Genomic DNA, 16,708 nt, shown 5'->3' on the forward strand with positions numbered 1-16,708 from the left:
CACCGGGCGCCTAGTCACCGGCGGCCGCCCCGGTCTCCGGCCTGTTCTCGATGGACAGGTCGCGGAGGTAGCGGAGCACCACGATCGCGACCGCCGTCGTCGGGACCGCGAGGAACGCGCCGATGATGCCGAACAGGGTCCCTCCCACGGTGACGGAGGCGAGGACGACGGCGGGATGGATCTCGAGCGTGCGGCCCACCAGCAGCGGCTGGATGAAGTTGCTCTCGAGCTGCTGCACCAGCACCACCACCCCGAGCACGGCCAGCGCGCTCACCCACCCGTACGCGAGGAAGGCGACGAGCGTCGCGACGAGCCCGGACACGATCGCCCCGACCACGGGGATGAAGGCGGAGAAGAACACGAGCACGGCCAGCGGGATGGCGAGCGGGATGTCCAGGAGCAGGAGGCCCAGCCCGATGAAGACGGCGTCGACGAGCGCGACGGTGGCCTGGGCGAAGATGTAGGCGGACAGGGTCTTCCAGGTCCCGCTCGCGATCGTCGAGGCGTGGCCGAAGGCGGCGGAGTTCGTCCAGCGGGACGCCCACGGCATGAAGCGGTCGCCGTCCTTGAGGCAGAAGAACGTGAAGACGAGCGCCAGCAGGACGACGACGGTCAGCGACGTCAGCTCGCTCAGCCCCGTCGTGATCCCGGAGACCACGTTCCCGACGTTCGCCTGGAGCTGGGTCAGGGCGGTGTCGACGAGGTCGTCGAGGCTGGCCACGTCGAGGTTCAGCGGCGGTCCGGCGGCGAAGTCCACGAGGTCGGCGATGTTGTCGCGGGCCAGGACGGAGAGCTCGGAGACGCCGCTCGCGATCGCGGGGAGGGTCGCCGCGCCGATGCCGACGACGATCCCCAGGAATCCGAGCAGTGTCACGAGGGCGGCCAGGATCTTCGGCAGGCCGCGGCGCAGGAACCTGTTGACCGGCCAGAGCACGGAGGACAGGAGCAGCGCGAAGAGAGTGGGCAGCACGATCGACCACAGCGCCCCGGTCACGTACCAGAGGACCACGAGGCCGGCGAGGACGATCAGGGCGCGGGCCGTCCAGGCCGCACTGATGCGCAGCCCGTCCCCGAGCGCGCGGGGGCGGAAGCGGCGGGCCACGGTGGAGCCGTGCGGCTCGCCCACCGGGCCGGCGGCAGCCGGGATTCCGGGACCGGCGGGGGTGCCGCTCCCGCCGCTGTGGCTCTCGGGATTCTCGCGTGTCACACAGCCATCCTGCCCTACCACCCCGGGGTCGTGGTGCCGGAGCGGCAGGAGCAGGTCCCGCGCGGACATCGCAGGGTCTCCTTCGCAGCCCGGGGGCCGCCCGAACTAGGCTGGGAGGACATCTCCCACGCCAGCAAAGGTGACGCATGCGCTACGTGAAGCTCGGGTCGACCGGCCTCGACATCTCCCCCCTCGCCCTCGGCTGCATGAGCTACGGCTCCCCCGACCGCGGGAACCATGCCTGGACCCTGCCGGAGGAGCAGAGCCGTCCCCTCATCCGCGCCGCCGTGGAGGCGGGCATCAACTTCTTCGACACCGCGAACGTGTACTCGGACGGGTCGAGCGAGGAGATCGTGGGCAGGGCACTGGCCGAGTTCACGCGGCGCGAGGACACCGTGATCGCCACGAAGGTGCACGGGCGCATGCACGAGGGGCCGAACGGCGCGGGGCTGTCACGCAAAGCGATCCTGGCGGAACTGGACAACAGCCTGCGACGCCTCGGCACCGACTACGTGGACCTCTACCAGATCCACCGGTTCGATCCCGCAACGCCCCTCGAGGAGACCCTCGAAGCCCTGCACGACGTCGTGAAGGCGGGCAAGGTGCGCTACCTCGGGGCGTCCTCGATGTACGCGTGGCAGTTCTCCAAGGCCCTCTACCTGCAGCGCATCAACGGCTGGACCCGCTTCGTCACCATGCAGGACCACTACAACCTGATCAACCGCGAGGAGGAGCGCGAGATGTACGGACTGTGCGCCGACCAGGGCATCGGCGTCCTGCCGTGGAGCCCCCTCGCACGCGGGAAGCTCACCCGCCCGTGGGACGAGACGACGTCGCGGTCCGAGTCCGACGAGTTCGGCAGGACCCTCTACGGCACCCTCGACGCCGACCGCCGCGTCGCGGAGGCCGTCGGCAGGGTCGCGGAGGCCCGCGGCGTCACCCGCGCCCAGGTGGCCCTCGCCTGGGTGTCCCGCAATCCGGTGGTGTCGGCGCCGATCGTCGGGGTCGGCAGGCCGCAGCACCTCGAGGACGCCCTGGCTTCCCTCGACCTCGACCTGACGGACGACGAGGTGCTCGCGCTGGAGGAGCACTACGTGCCCCATCCCCTCGTCGGCTTCTGATGCCCGCCGACCTCGTCCTCCACAGCGGCCGCGTGTTCGACGGCGTGTCCCTCCACCCCTCCGCGACGGCGGTCACCGTCACCGGCGGAACCATCACGCTGGTCGGGACGGACGCCGACGCCCTGGCCGCCGCGGGCCCCGGCACCGACGTCGTCGACCTCCGTGGACGCCTCCTCACGCCCGGCTTCACGGACGCCCACGCGCACACCTTCATGGGCGGCATCGAAGCGCTCGCCTGCAATCTGGCGGAACACCGGGGCGCCGCCGGGGTGCAGCATGCCGTGGCCGCCTACGCCGACGCGACGGTCCTGGCCGCGCGGCAGGGCCAGGACTGGATCACCGGGGCCGGCTGGTACAAGGGCGATTACGACGGCGGCTTCCCCGACGCCCGCGTGCTCGACGCCGTCGTGCCGCACCGGCCGGTCTACCTCATCAACCGCGACCACCACAGCGCCTGGGTCAACACGGCTGCGCTCGAGCGGGCCGGCATCGACGGACACACGCCCGACCCACCGGACGGGCGGATCGAGCGCCGGGCCGACGGGTCACCGAGCGGCGTCCTCCACGAGGGGGCGATGTCCCTCGTCGCCCGGCTGCTGCCGCCGCTCACCCAGGACGCCGTCGAGGCCGGGATCCTCCACGGGCAGCGGCACCTCAACGCCCTCGGCGTCACGGGCTGGCAGGAGGCGATCATCGGCGACTACGCCGGCTACCCCGACGCCGCCCCCGCCTACCGCTCGCTCGCGGCCTCGGGTCGGCTCACGGGCCGGGCCACCGGTGCCCTCTGGGTCCCCCGGGGGCTCACCCTGCAGGACGTCCCGGACCTCGTCGGGGACTTCCGCGAGCGTCGACGCATCAACGCGGAGGCGGGGTTCCCCACGTCGAGCGCCAAGATCATGATCGACGGCGTGCCCGAGAACAGGACCGCCGCGCTCCTGGACCCCTACGAGCCCGCCGGCTGCGGCTGCGTCCCTCCGTCCGCGTCCGACACCGACCGCGGCCCCACCTACCTGCAGCCGGAGGTGCTCGACGCCGTCGTCGCCGCCCTGCACGCCGCGCGGTTCGACCTCCACCTGCACGCCATCGGCGACCGCGCCGTCCGCACGGGCCTCGACGCCGTGGCGCACGCCCGGGCCGTGGTGCCGTCCGACGGCCACTGGCGGCCGCGGCACACCATGGCCCACGTGCAGCTCGTGCACCCCGATGACGTCCCGCGCTTCGGGGAGCTGGAGGTGACCGTCAACGCGCAGGCGCTCTGGGCGTGCAGCGACGAGCAGATGCGGTCCCTCACTGTGCCCCTCATCGGCGAGGACCGGGCGCAGTGGCAGTACCCGTTCGCGTCCATGGTGTCCGGTGGTGCGCCGCTCGCGATGGGCTCGGACTGGTCCGTGTCCGACGCCGATCCGTGGCAGGCCATCCACGTGGCGGTCAACCGGACGCACCCCGACCACCCGGGCATCCCGCCCCTGGTGCCCGGCGAGGCACTGACCCTGGCGACGGCGCTGTCCGCCTACACGGCGGGGTCCGCCCGTGTCACGCGGTCGACGGCGGGCGAGATCCGGGAAGGCTCCCGCGCGGACCTCGTGGTTCTCGGCGTCGACCCGTTCGACATCCCAGCCCCGGAGCTGCACACGGTGGCGGTGGACCTGACGATCGTGGGCGGCCGGATGGTCTTCGAACGGTAGGAATCCGTCACCAGCGGGTCACCAGCGGGTCACCAGCGGCGGAACCCGCCCTCGGTGCTGAGCACCTGGCCCACCATCCAGCGGCCCTCGTCGCTCAGAAGCCACGCGATGAGCCGTGCCGGATCGTCCGGCTCGCCGAAGCGCCCGGACGGGCAGTGCGCGAGGACGTCCTGCAGGACCTCCGAGGGGCGATCGGCGGTGTCCTCGTCCAGATAGCCGGTGTTCACCGGTCCCGGGTTGACGGTGTTGAGCAGGATGCGCCGGTCCACGAGGTCATCGGCGACCGACGCCGTCAACCCGGCGAGCGCCGCTTTGGACGCCGCATAGGCGATCTCCCCGGACATGGGACCGGCCACCTGGCCGGACGTCATCCAGATGACGCGGCCGCCGTCCCGTCCGTCGTGCTGGTCGGCGAAGTGCTTCGTCGCCAGGATGGTGGACCGGGTGTTCACCTGCCAGTGCGCGTCCAGGTCCTGCCAGGAGATCTCGCCGAGCCGCCCGTCGCCCCCGCTCCTCGCGTGGTTGCAGACGAGGCCGTCGAGATGGCCGAGGGCACTTGCCGCTGCCGCGATGAGCCGCTCGCCGCCGTCGGGCTCGGCGAGGTCGATCCCCGCATGGGCGAGCTCCGCTCCGTCCCGCATCCGGCCGCGGATGCCTGCCACGACGTCGTCGATGCTGTCGGCACCCCAGGGCTGCTCGTCGTCGTGCGGTGCGAAGTGGTGGAGGAACAGGCTGGCGCCCATCCCGGCGAGGCGGGAGGCGACGGCGTAGCCGATGCCCTTGCGCCGGCTCACCCCGGTGACCACGACGGTGCGTCCTGCCAGGGTATTGCTCGAGTCCATGGCCCCAGCCTAGGCGGCGTCTGCTTCGCTAGGCTGGAGGGACCCACTGTTCCGCCCGCCGAGGAGATGCATGCGTCCGACCACGAGAACCCGCGTCCTGGCTGCGGCCACGTGCGCGGTACTGGGGCTGTCCGGGTGCGCGGGAGGGCCGGTGCTCGGTGTCCTGGAGCAGGATCAGGCGGAGCAGGACGTCCTGACCATCCAGACGGACCTCGACGGCGTCGACCTCGTGACCACGCGGTTCCTGGCCGAGCGCGACGGCGTCGAATACTTCGCTGCCCGGCCGACTGCCGGCGGCGCGAGCGAGGACACCGTCTGCCTGCTGGCGGAGGAAGGCATCGGGGTGGGCCTGGAGTGTGCGCCGCTCGAGCGCGGCACGGCCGGAGCCGTGATGCGTGACAGCAGGGTCACGGTGGTGCTGCTGCCGGACGACATCGACCGCAATGCCCTCACGGACGACGGCTTCGAGCTGCTGCACCCGAACCTCGCGATCCGTCCCGCCGGCGCAGGATAGCCCGGCGGCGGAGGGCACGGGCCGCCATCACCAGCGGGAAGTGGTGGACACGCCTGTCCCGTGCGCGCCTAGCATAGGAGCAGCAGGCACGGATGACGAAGGAGGAGCCATGGCGGTCGCGGGTGATGACGGTGGCGAGCTGATCGTCGGTGACGTGACGCACACGGGCGGCCGGGCGCTGGCGGTCGGCCTGTCCTCCTCGGCCGACGGCGAGAGCCGCCCGACGGTCGGCATCGGCTGGGTGGAGCAGGGCGAGCGCCTCGAGCTCTCCCTCGAGGAAGCCACCGCCCTGCGGGACGAGCTCACCCGGATCATCGACGACGCCGCGGGCGTGTGATCGGGTACAGCCGTGCGATCGGGTACGGCTAGGCCCCCACCTGGCTCTGCCCCACGGTGATCCTGTGGTTCTGCTCGCACTGGAACACGGCGAGCGTGCCGGGTGGTACCGGCCCTTCCGCCGGCCACTGGTCCTCACCGAGTGCGGTGAGCGTGGAATTGCAGCTGGGGCATCGGGCATCCATCAGGGTTTCTCCTCCCAGGGGGTGGGCGTCTCGTGTGGTTCGTCGGCGGTGAACCGCGTGGTCCGGTCCCTTCCCGCGCGCATGACCGGTAGCCGTTCCGTCAGGGCGGAGAGCTTCACGTGGTCCCGCCTCGGCCGGACGAGCACGCCGAGCGGCCCGCCGAGCTGGTCGGTGGTCTGGTCTGCGATCGAGGAATGCACTGTTCTCCTGGCGACTGTCGGTTCGGTGGCGGACCGTGGTCCCTCCATCTCTACCCGCAGGCCGACACCGCGGGGAGGAGCAATTCCCGCTGGAGGGCGCGGGTGCGGATGCCTATAATCGGGCGTTCTCACCGGCGGCGTGGATCCGGCAGCAGGATCGACAGGGACCGCCCGCCCGCACGCCCTCGGCCTGACAGACCCGGTGCCGCCTGAGTATCGGGAGCAGGCGCGCCGGGAAGGGTGGATCGCCCTTCCCGTGGGACGGTTGGAGGATCCCGCGCCCGACGACGGGCCGCATACGGAACCGACAGAGGAGGCAGCCGCCATGGACCTCGCCGAATGGGCCGGCACCCTGTACGCCCTTCCGCTCGACCGTTTCACCGCGGCGCGCAATGCCGCGGCGAAGGAGGCGGCGTCGGACGACAGGGAGCTCGCGGCTGCCCTGCGCAGGCTGCCCAAGCCTGCGGCGGCTGCGTGGCTCGTCAATGTGCTCGTCGATCGCCGGCGCGGCGAGGTGGAGCAGGTGCTGGACCTCGCGGCGTCGCTCAAGGAGGCGCAGGCGAGCCTGGATCGGGCGCAGCTGCACGCGCTGGGCCAGCAGCGGCAGCGCCTCCTCGCCGCCGTCGCGCGCCGGTCGCTGGACGCCGCCGCCGAGGTGGGGCACGACGTCGGGCCTGCGGCGCTCCCCGCCGTCGAGCAGACCCTGCGCGCAGCCCTCGCCGATCCCGCAGCGGCGGCCGCCGTCCTGACCGGGAGGCTCGTGCGTCCCCTGGAGGCGAGCGGGTGGGATCCGGTGGACCTCGACGGCGCGGTCGCGGGCCCCTTCACGCCCCCCGGCTCGGCGGAGCAGACTCCGGATGCCTCACCGCGCCGGCGGAAGGACGCGGAGGAGGCGCTGGCCGCGGCACGTGAGACCCTCACCGACGCCCAGGAGAGACTGGCGACGGCGACCAGGGCATCGGCCCGGATCGGCGTGCGGCGCGACGGCCTGACCGCCTCGATCGAGGACCTCGAGGAACGCCTCGGCGCACTACGCCGGGAACTGGCCGACGTCGACGATCAGGGAGCGGCACTGTCCCGCGAGACGGACGCGGCAGGGCAGGCCGTGGCGGACGCGGAGGCGGCGGAGAAATCGGCCCGGGCGCTCCTGGAGGAGTGAGCCGGCCTGGTCGGGGTAGGCGGCGTCAGTGGTAGGCGGCGTCAGGACTCGACGGCGGCGGGCGGCGCCGCGCCGCCGCTGGGGTGCTGCCTCACCTCGCGCTGCGCACGGCGGGCGAACCCGTGGAAGACCTCGCGTTCATGGGCGGAGAAGCCGTGGGGACGCTGGTCGAGGATGCAGAAGGTCCCGATATTCCACCCGCCGGGTCCGCGCAGCGGATACGCGGCGTAGAACCGCAGGCACGGCTCATCCACCACCAGCGGGTGGGAGCGGAAGCGTTCGTCGCCCAGGGTGTCCGGAAGCACGAGGGGCTCGGACGAGCGGATGGCCTCGTTGCAGAAGCTCTCCCGCCGGGGCAGGAGCTGGCGGAGCGGGCCGACCGACGCCTTGAGGTACTGGTGGTCCGCGCCGATCAGGGAGACGCTCGCAGAGCTCACGCCGAACGCGTCGCGCGCCTCGACCACGAGGGCGTCGAGCGCTTCGGCCGGGCCGGAGGCCAGCAGGCCGCTTGCGGTGAGACTGAGCAGACGTTCGGCTTCGGCTTCCTCCTCGGTGAGCAGCCACGCGGCGGCGGCGCTGATGCTCGGGCCGTCGGTGGCCCGGGCGGCACCGGTCGAGTCGAGGAGGTAGGGAACGTGACTGGCCAGGCGTTGGTCCCAGAGCAGCTCGTTGATGGCGTGCGCGAGGACGTCCCGCTCGAATTCCGTCATGCCCGGGTCGCTCTGGTTCGCGACACCCTGGTTCGGGCCACCCTGGCTCGGGTCGCTTCGCAGGAAGCGCTCGACCTGGGGCGCGGTCTGCTGCCCGCCGATCGCGCAGTAGCGCAGCCACACCCGCTCGGGAGCGAGGTTGCCCAGGGAGAGCGCGTCGTGCATCAGCTCCAGCTGGACCTGATGCACGGCGTCTCCTCGGGGTTCCCTGTCATGCTGTCCCCCAATAAGGTCAGCATGCTTATTGTTCTACCGTAGCGGAGGTTCGCGTCGGTGAGAAGCATCTGGACCGGCAATCAGCGCAACCCCGCCCCAGGAGCCACCAGTTTCACGATGTTTCCGAGGAGCGCCGCATTGAAATCCACGCCGAGCTGGTTCGGGATCGTCACGAGGAGCGTGTCCGCGGACTGCACCGCGGCATCGGCGGCGAGCTCCTCGGCGATCACATCCGGTGCACCGATGTAACTGCGGCCGAACCGCGACCGGGCGCCGTCGAGGATCCCCACCTGATCCCTCGACTCCCGCTGGGCGCGGACGCCGAAGTAGTACTCGTCGGCCTCGCTGACGATCGGCAGGATGCTGCGGCTCACGGAGACCCGCGGGGTCCAGCCATGGCCGGCCTCCGCCCACGCCTTGCGGAAGATGCCGATCTGCTCGGCCTGCAGCTCGTCGAAGGGGACACCCGTGTCCTCCGTGAGCAGGGTCGAACTCATCAGGTTCATGCCCTGCTCCCCCGCCCACTGCGCCGTCGAGCGGGTTCCCGAGCCCCACCAGATGCGCTCGGACAGCCCGACCGAGACCGGATCGATCGGGAGTCTGCCGGCGCTGCCGGACATCCGAGGGTTGGGGTCGGCGATCCCGTGGCCGGCGATCGCCTGGCGGAAGAGTGCGGCTTTCTCGCGCGCCAGGTCCGCATCGCTGCTCCCCTGGACGGGGGCGTAGCCGAACGTGCGCCAGCCGTCGAGTGCGGTCTCGGGTGATCCGCGACTGATCCCGAGCTGCAGGCGCCGGTTGCTGATCAGATCGGTGACCGCGGCCTCCTCCGCCATGTACAGCGGGTTCTCGTAGCGCATGTCGATCACGCCGGTACCGAGTTCGATGGTCTTCGTCCGGGCAGCCATGGCGGCGAGCAACGGGAAGGGAGCCGAGTACTGCGGTGCGAAGTGGTGCACGCGCACGTAGGCGCCGTCGACACCGAGCTCCTCGGCCGCCACGGCAAGCTCGACGGCCTGGACGAGGGCCTCCTGCGCGGTGGGCACGAGCGAGCCCCGCACGTCCTGGTAGTGGCCGAAGGACAGGAACCCGATCTTCTTCATACCCGGTGCAGCGCACCGGTGCTGTCCCGCATTCCCGCGGGACGACGTCGGGCTCCTGACTCCCGTTGTACGGCACCGCCTTCGGGCTGCCCGTCGCCCTCGAGGCGCCGGAGGACGCGGATGAGGAGACGCGCGAGCAGGAACAGGGACGCGCCGGAAGACTAGGTGGCGCCGTTCACCTCGAGCTCGGCCTGGTCGGCGAGGCGGCGGAGCTGCAGGAGCCCCCGGCGGTCGAGATGCCGGGGCTCGGTGTCGAGGATGCACAGGCTGCCCACGAACCAGCCACCGGGTCCGCGCAGCGGGACACCGGCGTAGAACCGGATGAAGGGCGGGCCCACCACGAGCGGACTGTTCCGGAACCGCCCGTCCTCCAGGAGGTCGGGCACCACCAGGAGCTCCTCGCCCTCGATGGTCACGTTGCAGAACGCTGCGCTCCTCGGCAAGGTGCGGGGGAAGGATCCCACGGACGACTTGAGGTACTGGCGGTCCTCCGCGATGAGCGAGATGACCGCCGTCGCCACCCCGAAGAGGCCCTGCGCGTGACGCGTCAGGCGGTCGAAGCGCTCCTCGTCGCCGCTGTCGAGGAGGTTCGAACGGTGGAGGGAGCGCAGCCTCTGACGTTCCGCTTCACGGGCCGCGAGCGACGTCGGCAGGTCCGACGGGATCGGTGCGGAAAGGGACAGGGGGATCGGCAACAGGAAGTCCGCTCGGGTGGGGGTTGGGAAGACCATCCGTTCACTAGGGCAACGGATATACCCATAGTGGCTGACGAATCTCAAGTCCACGACCAGGAACGGCAGCACACAGCGAAAGCTTCGGCGAACTTTTCCCCTGGCGTCGTGACGCGCACCTCGGGCCGGCTGCGCAACGGGAGTACTGCGCGCCGGACCCTGGAACCATCCGCTCGCGGCACCATAGGGGGACACCTTGCCGGGAGTGTCATCGGGCAACAACCGCGCCAACCCCCGACGACGGCCATCGAGCACGGGACGCGAGGTGCTGCGGAGGATTCCGGGCTCGAGCAGTTCCGCGACGCGAAGGTCGAGAAGCAGCACCCACGGACAGAAATAGTTATTATGTTCTATTGTTAAAGTAATAAAATAGTACACATGTTCGATGATGGCAGCGGCGAAGGATTCACGCTCAGCCCCTACAGGCCGAGCGTGAGCACATCCGTGGTGCGTGGCTGGATCACGAGCCTTGCATCCTCGGTCGGGTCCACCTCGTTGTGGCCCACTGGCTCCACCCTGGCTACTGGCTCCTCCCTGGTTGCTGACTCCTCGGTGGGCGATGATGCAGGAGGCGATCGCACTGTCGCCTGCCCCTCCTGTGGCAGGCCGCCTGCAGCCGACATGCCCGACGCGGTCCCTGAGGGCTACGAGGAGTCGTTGGTCTCCCGCATACGAGCGATCGAGGACCTGAAGAGTGTGCTGGCGGCCGACCAGGCCCGCGCAGCCCTGGCGCTGGACACCGCTCGACGGCGAACGGAGGCGGCCGCGGGTGTGCCGGCGGATCAGCGCGGCCGGGGTGTGGGCGCCGAAATCGCGCTGGCGCGGCGGGAGTCCCCGCACCAGGGTTCGCGGCTGCTGGGCTTCGCTCGGACACTGCTGAACGACATGCCGCACACTCTCGCGGCCCTGGAATCCGGCCGGCTCAACGAGTGGCGCACCACCGTGGTCGTCCGCGAGACCGTCTGCCTGAGCGCCGAGAACCGTCAGGCAGTGGACACGGAACTGGCGGCCGACACCGGCGCTCTCGAAGGTGTCGGCACGCAGGGGCTGAAGAACAGGACGCGCAAGATCGCCTACCGGCTCGAGCCGGAGGCCGCCGTGGCGAGAGCCCGCAAGGCGGTCGGTGAACGCCATGTCAGCTGCCGGCCCGCTCCGGACACCATGGCCTACCTGACCGCCCTGCTTCCCGCAGCGGAAGCCATCGGTGCGTACTCCGCGCTTTCGCGTCACGCCGACACGCAGGTCAGCACCGGGGAGAGCCATGGGCGCGGACGTGGGCAGTTGATGGCCGACGCCTTCGTCGACCGTCTCACCGGCTCGCCTGCCGGAGCGGTACAGGCAGAAGTCCAGCTGATCATGACCGACCGGACCCTGCTCCAGGGGGACAGCGAGCCCGCATACCTGCCGGGCTACGGGTGCGTCCCGGCTCAGTACGCCCGGGATCTGATCCGGGGCGGCCTCGACACCTGTGGCACCGCGCGCAGGAATGCCGCGGGCAGGCGGAACACCGTCCCTGGCACCGCGGCCCCCAGCAACACCACGACCGTCCCTGGCAGCGATGGCGCCCGCGAGACGGGTGACTCCGCTGCCCGGGTCTGGCTGCGACGGCTCTACACCGCTCCGGACACCGGCCAACTGGTGGCGATGGAGTCACGGGCCCGCCTCTTCCCGCCCGGTCTTCGACGCCTGATCGCAGCAAGGGACGCGACCTGCCGCACCCCGTACTGTGACGCGCCGATCCGGCATAGCGACCACATCATTCCGTGGCGCCTCTCCGGTACGACGAACGCCGACGGCGGGCAGGGGTTGTGCGAGAGCTGCAACTACATCAAGGAATCCCTCGGCTGGTCGTCGCATCCACTGCCCGGACCACGGCACGCGATCGAGCGGCGCACCCCCACCGGCCACTCCTACGTCTCGGAAGCGCCGCCCCTGCCGGGGGCTCCCCCTCCGGGGAGGACTCGGCCGGGGAGAGCGCTCCGGCCGGTGCACTCGGTGGTCGACCTCATCATCCATCCAGCCGCGGCCTGACTCCCGGCGCCCGGTGCCCGGTGGCCCGTGGGAGACCTCGGCTTCCCAGGCGTCGCGCAGTCGCGTGGTCGACGATGGACAGCTCCCCCCTGCCATCCGTTGCTCCGGACGAGCCCTTCGCGCTGCCGGAAGGACTTCCGACCCTGTGCAGCCACCCCTCGCGGGTCTAGCGTCCTGCATCGTGGATGAGTCGTCGCTTCCCCAGCACATCGCCCGGTCCGTGGGCGCGAGCCCCCTCTCGGAGAAGGTGGCGCGGGCACAGGAGGTCATCTATGGACCGGTGATCGACTGGGCGCGGCGCAGCCCCTTCCACACCGGTGTCCTCGGGCACTCGATCCATCCGCTACTCACCGACGTGACGCTCGGATGCTGGCTCAGCGCATCGATCCTCGACCTGGGCGGTGGAGCGCAATCCCGCAGCGGCGCCACGCTTCTGGTCGGCACCGGGGTGGTGGCCGCCGTGCCGACGGCGATCTCGGGTGCCGGTGACTGGGCCGGCATGGAGGGACCCGAACGCCGTATCGCGGCGGTGCATGCACTGGGCACCGACATCGCCGTCTTCCTGCACCTCGGCTCGCTGATCGCCCGCCGGCGCGGCCGCTTCGCCCTGGGTACCGGGCTCGGCCTGGCCGGGAATGTCGTCGTGGCAGGGTCCGGATTCCTCGGGGGCCACCTCGCACTCGATCGCGGAACCGCCCGCCGGACGGGCTCCCACGACGATGAGGGCCTGGCCGGAGCAGGGGCGGACAGCCCGGCTCGGATCGGTGGAACGCCGCACGAGGGAAGCCGCACTGATGGCGACGGGAACACCTCGGGCGTCGGAGGGCGGGGACCCCTGGAACCGGCGCAGCGAGGCCGGAACCGGCGTGGCAGACGACAACGGCGGGTCACCCGTTGGGGTGACCCGCCGCCGTCGTCGTAGCCAGTAGCCACCCGTCAGGGCAGTTTCACCGCCAGGACGTTGCAACGCGCCGACAGCAGGATGGCCTGCGCCGTCGACCCCATGATCAGCTTGCCCACGGGCGTCCGGTGCCGTAGCCCGATGACGATCAGTTCGGCGTCCAGTTCCTCCGCCGTATCCACGACCTCCTCCGCCGCGGTCGCCTCGGAGATACTGTGGCGGACCGAGAACGGGACGCCCGTAGCCTGGAGCAGGGTGTCGAGCTTCGAGACGTCGTCGTCGTCGGCATAGGCCGGGTTCACGAGGCGGTCGGCGCGCGTGGTGTTGATGACCACCAGCTCCGACCCCCGGCGTCGAGCCTCCTCGACGGCCTCGGAGACTGCAGCCTCCCCCAGTGCATTGGGTACGTAACCCACCACGATCGTGCTCATCGGTCGGTGTCCTCTCGGTCGGGCGAGCCCGCCGGCGTCGCGGTGGTGGAAGCGGTGGTGGAAGCGGTCGTGGAAGCGGTGGTGGGAACTGCTGCCTCGGAGCCGGCTGCGGTCCCCCGCACGACGGCGGGGGCGTCGGCGTTCGCGGCGACCATCGCCTCGAACCGAGCCTGCCGACGCTTGAGCAGGAAGGACAGCGCGAGAATGACGATCAGGACCACGTAGATCGTCGCCGCGACCGGTGACTGCACGAGCGCCACGGGATCGCCCTGCGAGATCGCGAGCGACCGCCGCAGCTGGCTCTCGAAGATCGGCCCCAGGATCAGGCCCACCACCATCGGCGCGATCGGGTAGCCGAAGCGCCGCATGAAGAACCCGAGGATGCCCACGATCAGCAGGATGATCACGTCGATGGGCGTGAAGTTCACCGAGAACGCGCCCAGCACCGCGAACACCAGGATCCCCGCGTACAGGTAGGGCCTGGGGATCTGGAGGATCTTGACCCAGATACCCACGAGCGGCAGGTTCAGCACGAGCAGCATCAGGTTGCCGACGTACAGGCTCGCGATGAGCGCCCACACGAGCGTGCTGTTCGATTCGAACAGCTGCGGTCCCACAGGGATCTGGTACCGCTGGAAAGCGACGAGCATCATGGCGGCGGTCGCCGTCGTCGGGATGCCCAGCGTCAGCAGCGGGACGAGGACACCGGCGGCCGCGGCGTTGTTCGCCGCCTCCGGACCGGCCACGCCCTCGATGGCGCCCTTGCCGAACTGCTGCTTGTTCTCGCCCTTCGCGAGCTTGCGCTCGGAGGCGTAGGAGAGGAACGTCGCGACATCGGCGCCGCCCGCGGGGATGGTGCCCACGGGGAACCCGATCATCGTGCCGCGGAGCCACGGCTTCCACGACCGGCGGAGGTCCTCCTTACGGAGCCAGCTCGTCCAGCCCCCGGTGACCGGGATGACCTTGATGGGCCCGTGCCGGAGCCGGGACCCCACGTAGAGCGCCTCGCCGACCGCGAACAGCGCGACGGCGACGAGGACGACGTCGATCCCGTCCGCCAGGAACGGGCTGCCGAAGGTGTAGCGCTGCTGGGCGGTGAGGGAATCGAAGCCGACGAGCGCGATGAACAGGCCCAGCCCCAGGGAGGCCAGGCCGCGCAGCACGGAGGACCCGAGGAGCGCGCCGACGGTCAGGAACGCCACGATCATCAGGGCCACGTACTCGACGGGGCCGATCTGCACCGCGAAGGCGGCGACATACGGTGCCACGAAGCTGAGCAGGACGGTCGCGATGGTGCCGGCCACGAACGAGCCGACCGCCGCCGTCGCCAGCGCCGCTGCTCCCCTGCCGGCCTTGGCCATCTTGTTGCCCTCGAGCGCCGTGACGATCGAGGAGGATTCCCCCGGGGTGTTCAGCAGGATCGAGGTCGTGGACCCGCCGTACATGCCGCCGTAGTAGATCCCGGCGAAGACGATGATCGCAGCGGTCGGTTCGAGGCTGTAGGTGATGGGCATGAGCAGCGCGACGGTCATGGCGGGCCCGATGCCCGGCAGGACGCCGACCGCGGTGCCGACGAGCACGCCACCGAGCGCGAAGAGCAGGTACATGGGCTGCATCGCCGTGGCGAAGCCGTCCATCAGCAGGAAGAAGTTATCCACCGAACACACCGAACCCTTCGAGGAAGCCCGGAGGCAGCGAGACGCCGAGGAGCCCGGCGAAGACGAACTGCAGCACCAGCGCCAGGACGACGGCGGTCACCAGGTTGCGCCACCACGGGCGGGCCCCGAGGGACCAGGCAGCACCGAAGAACAGGATCGCGGCGGCGACGGGCCAGCCGAGCGGGACGATGAGGAACGCGTGCAGCAGCATGAACGCCGCGAGCTTCCCGACGGTCAGCCAGTCGGTCGTCGCGTCGAGGTCGACGTCCTCGCCCTCGTCGGCGGCCCCCCGGTGGCCGCGGAGCACCTGGAACACCAGTCCCAGTCCGACGGCGAGGAGCAGCGCCGAGACGGCGAAGGGGAACGCCCGCGGCCCGATGTCGCTGGCCGACGGCGGCGTCTGGATGCCGGCGCCCGCCACGAAGCCGACGACGCCGATGCTCACGATGACGAGCGCGAAGACCAGCTCACCGATCGGCTTGCCGGGAGCGGCAGCCGTGCCGCTCCCGGCGTTCTGCACGGAGGTACTCATGGTCTAGAGCAGCCCGATGTCGGTGAGGGTCGTCTTGACGCTCGCGATGTCCTCGTCGAGGAACGTCTCGAACTCCTCGCCGGCCAGGAACGCGTCCGCCCAGTTGTTCTCCTCGAGGGTCGCCTTCCAGGTGTCGGTCGCGTGCAGGTCGGTGACGAGCTGCGTGAGCGCGTCCGCCTGGGCGTCGTCGATGCTGCCGGGGGCGACGACGCCGCGCCAGTTGGTGAGCACGAGGTCGATGCCCTCCTCGGTGAGGGTCGGCGTGTCGGGCAGCTGCGGTGCGGCGTCCTCGCCGGAGACCGCGAGGGCCCGGAGCTTCCCCGCGTTCACCTGCTCGGCGTACTCACCGACGCCCGAGATGCCGGCGTTGACCTTGTTGCCCAGCAGGGCCGCCAGGGACTCGCCGCCGCCCGAGTACGGGATGTAGTTCAGGTTCTCGGGCGCGATGCCGGCCTCCTTCAGGACGGAACCGGCGAGGATGTGGTCCGCGCCTCCGGCCGAGCCGCCCGTGATGGAGACGCCCTGCCCCTTGGCCTCGATGTCGTCGAGAAGGTCCTGCACGGTCTGGTAGGGCGAATCCGCGGGCACCACGATCACGAGGGGTTCCTCCGTGAGGCGTGCGATGGGCGTCGTGTCCTCGATGCGGTTGGCCGCATTGTTGGTCTCGACAGCCCCCACCATCACATAGCCCATGACCATGAGGGTGTTCGGGTCCGTCTCGGTGGCGAGCTTGGCGAGGCCGTTGGTGCCGCCGGCGCCGCCGACGTTGACGACCGAGGCGCTGCCCACGAGGTCGTTCTCCTTGAGGTCGGTCTCCATGGCCCGGCCCGTCTGGTCCCACCCTCCCCCGGGATCGGCGGGGACCACGATGTTGAGCTTCTCGATGGTTCCTTCCGCCTCCCCGGCGGTGGTGCTCTCCGTCATGGAGCCGCAGGCCGAGAGGGCGAGCGCGGAGGCGAGGGCGAGGGCGGTGAGGCTCGAACGGCGCGCCGTTGTGCGATCGATCGTCATGGTTGTTCTCTTCCTTGAGATGTACTGCGGATGGACTGCCAGATGTGATGCGGGTCACCACTGCTGATCTCAGGCTAGGAAGGCTTCCGAGCGGGGGTAAAGCATGCGGTCGTAGTGCTCGTATTGGTCTTTGTGGTC

Annotated in this window: 18 protein-coding genes; 7 read left to right on the forward strand and 11 right to left on the reverse strand. The window is 70.7% G+C overall.

The window, feature by feature from the left end:
• Positions 1 to 10 precede the first annotated feature (10 nt).
• Positions 11 to 1,207, reverse strand: a complete 1,197-nt coding sequence (locus ACX80P_RS06250) for an AI-2E family transporter (protein WP_459277196.1) — start codon at positions 1,205 to 1,207, stop codon at positions 11 to 13.
• 146 nt (positions 1,208 to 1,353) lie between these two features.
• Here ACX80P_RS06250 and ACX80P_RS06255 point away from each other — a divergent pair, with 146 nt between their 5' ends.
• Positions 1,354 to 2,328 (forward strand): aldo/keto reductase, encoded by a 975-nt coding sequence (locus tag ACX80P_RS06255; RefSeq protein ID WP_459277197.1) that lies wholly within the window; start codon positions 1,354 to 1,356, stop codon positions 2,326 to 2,328.
• The gene (locus tag ACX80P_RS06260; protein WP_459277198.1) at positions 2,328 to 4,013 is read left to right on the forward strand and encodes an amidohydrolase; all 1,686 of its coding nucleotides are present in this window, start codon (positions 2,328 to 2,330) and stop codon (positions 4,011 to 4,013) included. Before ACX80P_RS06255 ends, ACX80P_RS06260 begins: the two co-directional genes overlap by 1 nt.
• A 29-nt stretch (positions 4,014 to 4,042) precedes the next feature.
• On the opposite strand, the gene ACX80P_RS06265 is transcribed toward ACX80P_RS06260, so the two are convergent.
• Positions 4,043 to 4,855 carry an SDR family oxidoreductase gene (locus ACX80P_RS06265; protein ID WP_459277199.1) on the reverse strand — a complete coding sequence of 271 codons (813 nt, stop codon included), beginning with the start codon at positions 4,853 to 4,855 and terminating at the stop codon, positions 4,043 to 4,045.
• A gap of 70 nt (positions 4,856 to 4,925) precedes the next feature.
• Between ACX80P_RS06265 and ACX80P_RS06270 the strand changes: the two genes are divergently transcribed.
• Entirely contained in the window at positions 4,926 to 5,369 is a 444-nt protein-coding gene (locus ACX80P_RS06270; RefSeq protein ID WP_459277200.1) for a hypothetical protein, read from the forward strand.
• Positions 5,370 to 5,478: 109 nt separating this feature from the next.
• Complete coding sequence (locus ACX80P_RS06275) at positions 5,479 to 5,706, forward strand: hypothetical protein (RefSeq protein WP_459277201.1); 228 nt, start codon at positions 5,479 to 5,481, stop codon at positions 5,704 to 5,706.
• A gap of 28 nt (positions 5,707 to 5,734) precedes the next feature.
• On the opposite strand, the gene ACX80P_RS06280 is transcribed toward ACX80P_RS06275, so the two are convergent.
• Positions 5,735 to 5,890, reverse strand: a complete 156-nt coding sequence (locus ACX80P_RS06280) for a hypothetical protein (protein ID WP_459277202.1) — start codon at positions 5,888 to 5,890, stop codon at positions 5,735 to 5,737.
• Positions 5,890 to 6,090, reverse strand: coding sequence for a hypothetical protein (locus tag ACX80P_RS06285; RefSeq protein WP_459277203.1), 201 nt, complete (start codon positions 6,088 to 6,090; stop codon positions 5,890 to 5,892). Before ACX80P_RS06285 ends, ACX80P_RS06280 begins: the two co-directional genes overlap by 1 nt.
• A 325-nt stretch (positions 6,091 to 6,415) precedes the next feature.
• Here ACX80P_RS06285 and ACX80P_RS06290 point away from each other — a divergent pair, with 325 nt between their 5' ends.
• Complete coding sequence (locus tag ACX80P_RS06290; RefSeq protein WP_459277204.1) at positions 6,416 to 7,249, forward strand: transposase; 834 nt, start codon at positions 6,416 to 6,418, stop codon at positions 7,247 to 7,249.
• A gap of 41 nt (positions 7,250 to 7,290) precedes the next feature.
• Here ACX80P_RS06290 and ACX80P_RS06295 read toward each other — a convergent pair whose 3' ends face one another.
• The 3 genes from ACX80P_RS06295 to ACX80P_RS06305 form a co-directional block, all read right to left on the reverse strand.
• Positions 7,291 to 8,148: a GAF domain-containing protein gene (locus tag ACX80P_RS06295; RefSeq protein WP_459277205.1), complete on the reverse strand. Its 858-nt coding sequence runs from the start codon at positions 8,146 to 8,148 to the stop codon at positions 7,291 to 7,293.
• Positions 8,149 to 8,255: 107 nt separating this feature from the next.
• Entirely contained in the window at positions 8,256 to 9,275 is a 1,020-nt protein-coding gene (locus ACX80P_RS06300; RefSeq protein WP_459277206.1) for an LLM class flavin-dependent oxidoreductase, read from the reverse strand.
• 161 nt (positions 9,276 to 9,436) lie between these two features.
• Entirely contained in the window at positions 9,437 to 10,006 is a 570-nt protein-coding gene (locus tag ACX80P_RS06305; RefSeq protein ID WP_459277207.1) for a GAF domain-containing protein, read from the reverse strand.
• A 621-nt stretch (positions 10,007 to 10,627) separates the two neighbouring features.
• On the opposite strand from ACX80P_RS06305, the gene ACX80P_RS06310 reads away from it, so the two are divergent.
• Both ACX80P_RS06310 and ACX80P_RS06315 read left to right on the forward strand, forming a co-directional pair.
• On the forward strand, positions 10,628 to 12,037 hold the full coding sequence (locus tag ACX80P_RS06310; RefSeq protein WP_459277208.1) for an HNH endonuclease: 1,410 nt from the start codon (positions 10,628 to 10,630) through the stop codon (positions 12,035 to 12,037).
• Between the two features lie 181 nt (positions 12,038 to 12,218).
• The gene (locus ACX80P_RS06315; protein ID WP_459277209.1) at positions 12,219 to 12,959 is read left to right on the forward strand and encodes a DUF2231 domain-containing protein; all 741 of its coding nucleotides are present in this window, start codon (positions 12,219 to 12,221) and stop codon (positions 12,957 to 12,959) included.
• A gap of 14 nt (positions 12,960 to 12,973) precedes the next feature.
• On the opposite strand, the gene ACX80P_RS06320 is transcribed toward ACX80P_RS06315, so the two are convergent.
• From ACX80P_RS06320 to ACX80P_RS06335, 4 genes are read right to left on the reverse strand one after another with little or no spacing between them, the layout of a single operon-like run.
• Positions 12,974 to 13,369, reverse strand: coding sequence for a universal stress protein (locus ACX80P_RS06320; protein ID WP_459277210.1), 396 nt, complete (start codon positions 13,367 to 13,369; stop codon positions 12,974 to 12,976).
• On the reverse strand, positions 13,366 to 15,027 hold the full coding sequence (locus tag ACX80P_RS06325) for a tripartite tricarboxylate transporter permease (RefSeq protein ID WP_459277211.1): 1,662 nt from the start codon (positions 15,025 to 15,027) through the stop codon (positions 13,366 to 13,368). The genes ACX80P_RS06320 and ACX80P_RS06325 overlap by 4 nt, the downstream gene beginning before the upstream one ends.
• On the reverse strand, positions 15,020 to 15,559 hold the full coding sequence (locus tag ACX80P_RS06330) for a tripartite tricarboxylate transporter TctB family protein (RefSeq protein ID WP_459277212.1): 540 nt from the start codon (positions 15,557 to 15,559) through the stop codon (positions 15,020 to 15,022). The genes ACX80P_RS06325 and ACX80P_RS06330 overlap by 8 nt, the downstream gene beginning before the upstream one ends.
• A 3-nt stretch (positions 15,560 to 15,562) precedes the next feature.
• Positions 15,563 to 16,570, reverse strand: a complete 1,008-nt coding sequence (locus ACX80P_RS06335; protein WP_459277213.1) for a Bug family tripartite tricarboxylate transporter substrate binding protein — start codon at positions 16,568 to 16,570, stop codon at positions 15,563 to 15,565.
• Positions 16,571 to 16,708 lie beyond the last annotated feature (138 nt).

The sequence above is a fragment of the Arthrobacter arabinosi genome (genome assembly GCF_054511115.1).

Coding starts and splice junctions, on each gene's coding strand:
- ACX80P_RS06255 (WP_459277197.1), top strand. CDS start 1,354: ATGCGCTACGTGAAGCTCGGGTCGACCGGCCTCGACATCTCCCCCCTC.
- ACX80P_RS06260 (WP_459277198.1), top strand. CDS start 2,328: ATGCCCGCCGACCTCGTCCTCCACAGCGGCCGCGTGTTCGACGGCGTG.
- ACX80P_RS06265 (WP_459277199.1), bottom strand. CDS start 4,855: ATGGACTCGAGCAATACCCTGGCAGGACGCACCGTCGTGGTCACCGGG.
- ACX80P_RS06270 (WP_459277200.1), top strand. CDS start 4,926: ATGCGTCCGACCACGAGAACCCGCGTCCTGGCTGCGGCCACGTGCGCG.
- ACX80P_RS06275 (WP_459277201.1), top strand. CDS start 5,479: ATGGCGGTCGCGGGTGATGACGGTGGCGAGCTGATCGTCGGTGACGTG.
- ACX80P_RS06280 (WP_459277202.1), bottom strand. CDS start 5,890: ATGGATGCCCGATGCCCCAGCTGCAATTCCACGCTCACCGCACTCGGT.
- ACX80P_RS06290 (WP_459277204.1), top strand. CDS start 6,416: ATGGACCTCGCCGAATGGGCCGGCACCCTGTACGCCCTTCCGCTCGAC.
- ACX80P_RS06300 (WP_459277206.1), bottom strand. CDS start 9,275: ATGAAGAAGATCGGGTTCCTGTCCTTCGGCCACTACCAGGACGTGCGG.
- ACX80P_RS06305 (WP_459277207.1), bottom strand. CDS start 10,006: ATGGTCTTCCCAACCCCCACCCGAGCGGACTTCCTGTTGCCGATCCCC.
- ACX80P_RS06310 (WP_459277208.1), top strand. CDS start 10,628: ATGCCCGACGCGGTCCCTGAGGGCTACGAGGAGTCGTTGGTCTCCCGC.
- ACX80P_RS06320 (WP_459277210.1), bottom strand. CDS start 13,369: ATGAGCACGATCGTGGTGGGTTACGTACCCAATGCACTGGGGGAGGCT.
- ACX80P_RS06330 (WP_459277212.1), bottom strand. CDS start 15,559: ATGAGTACCTCCGTGCAGAACGCCGGGAGCGGCACGGCTGCCGCTCCC.
- ACX80P_RS06335 (WP_459277213.1), bottom strand. CDS start 16,570: ATGACGATCGATCGCACAACGGCGCGCCGTTCGAGCCTCACCGCCCTC.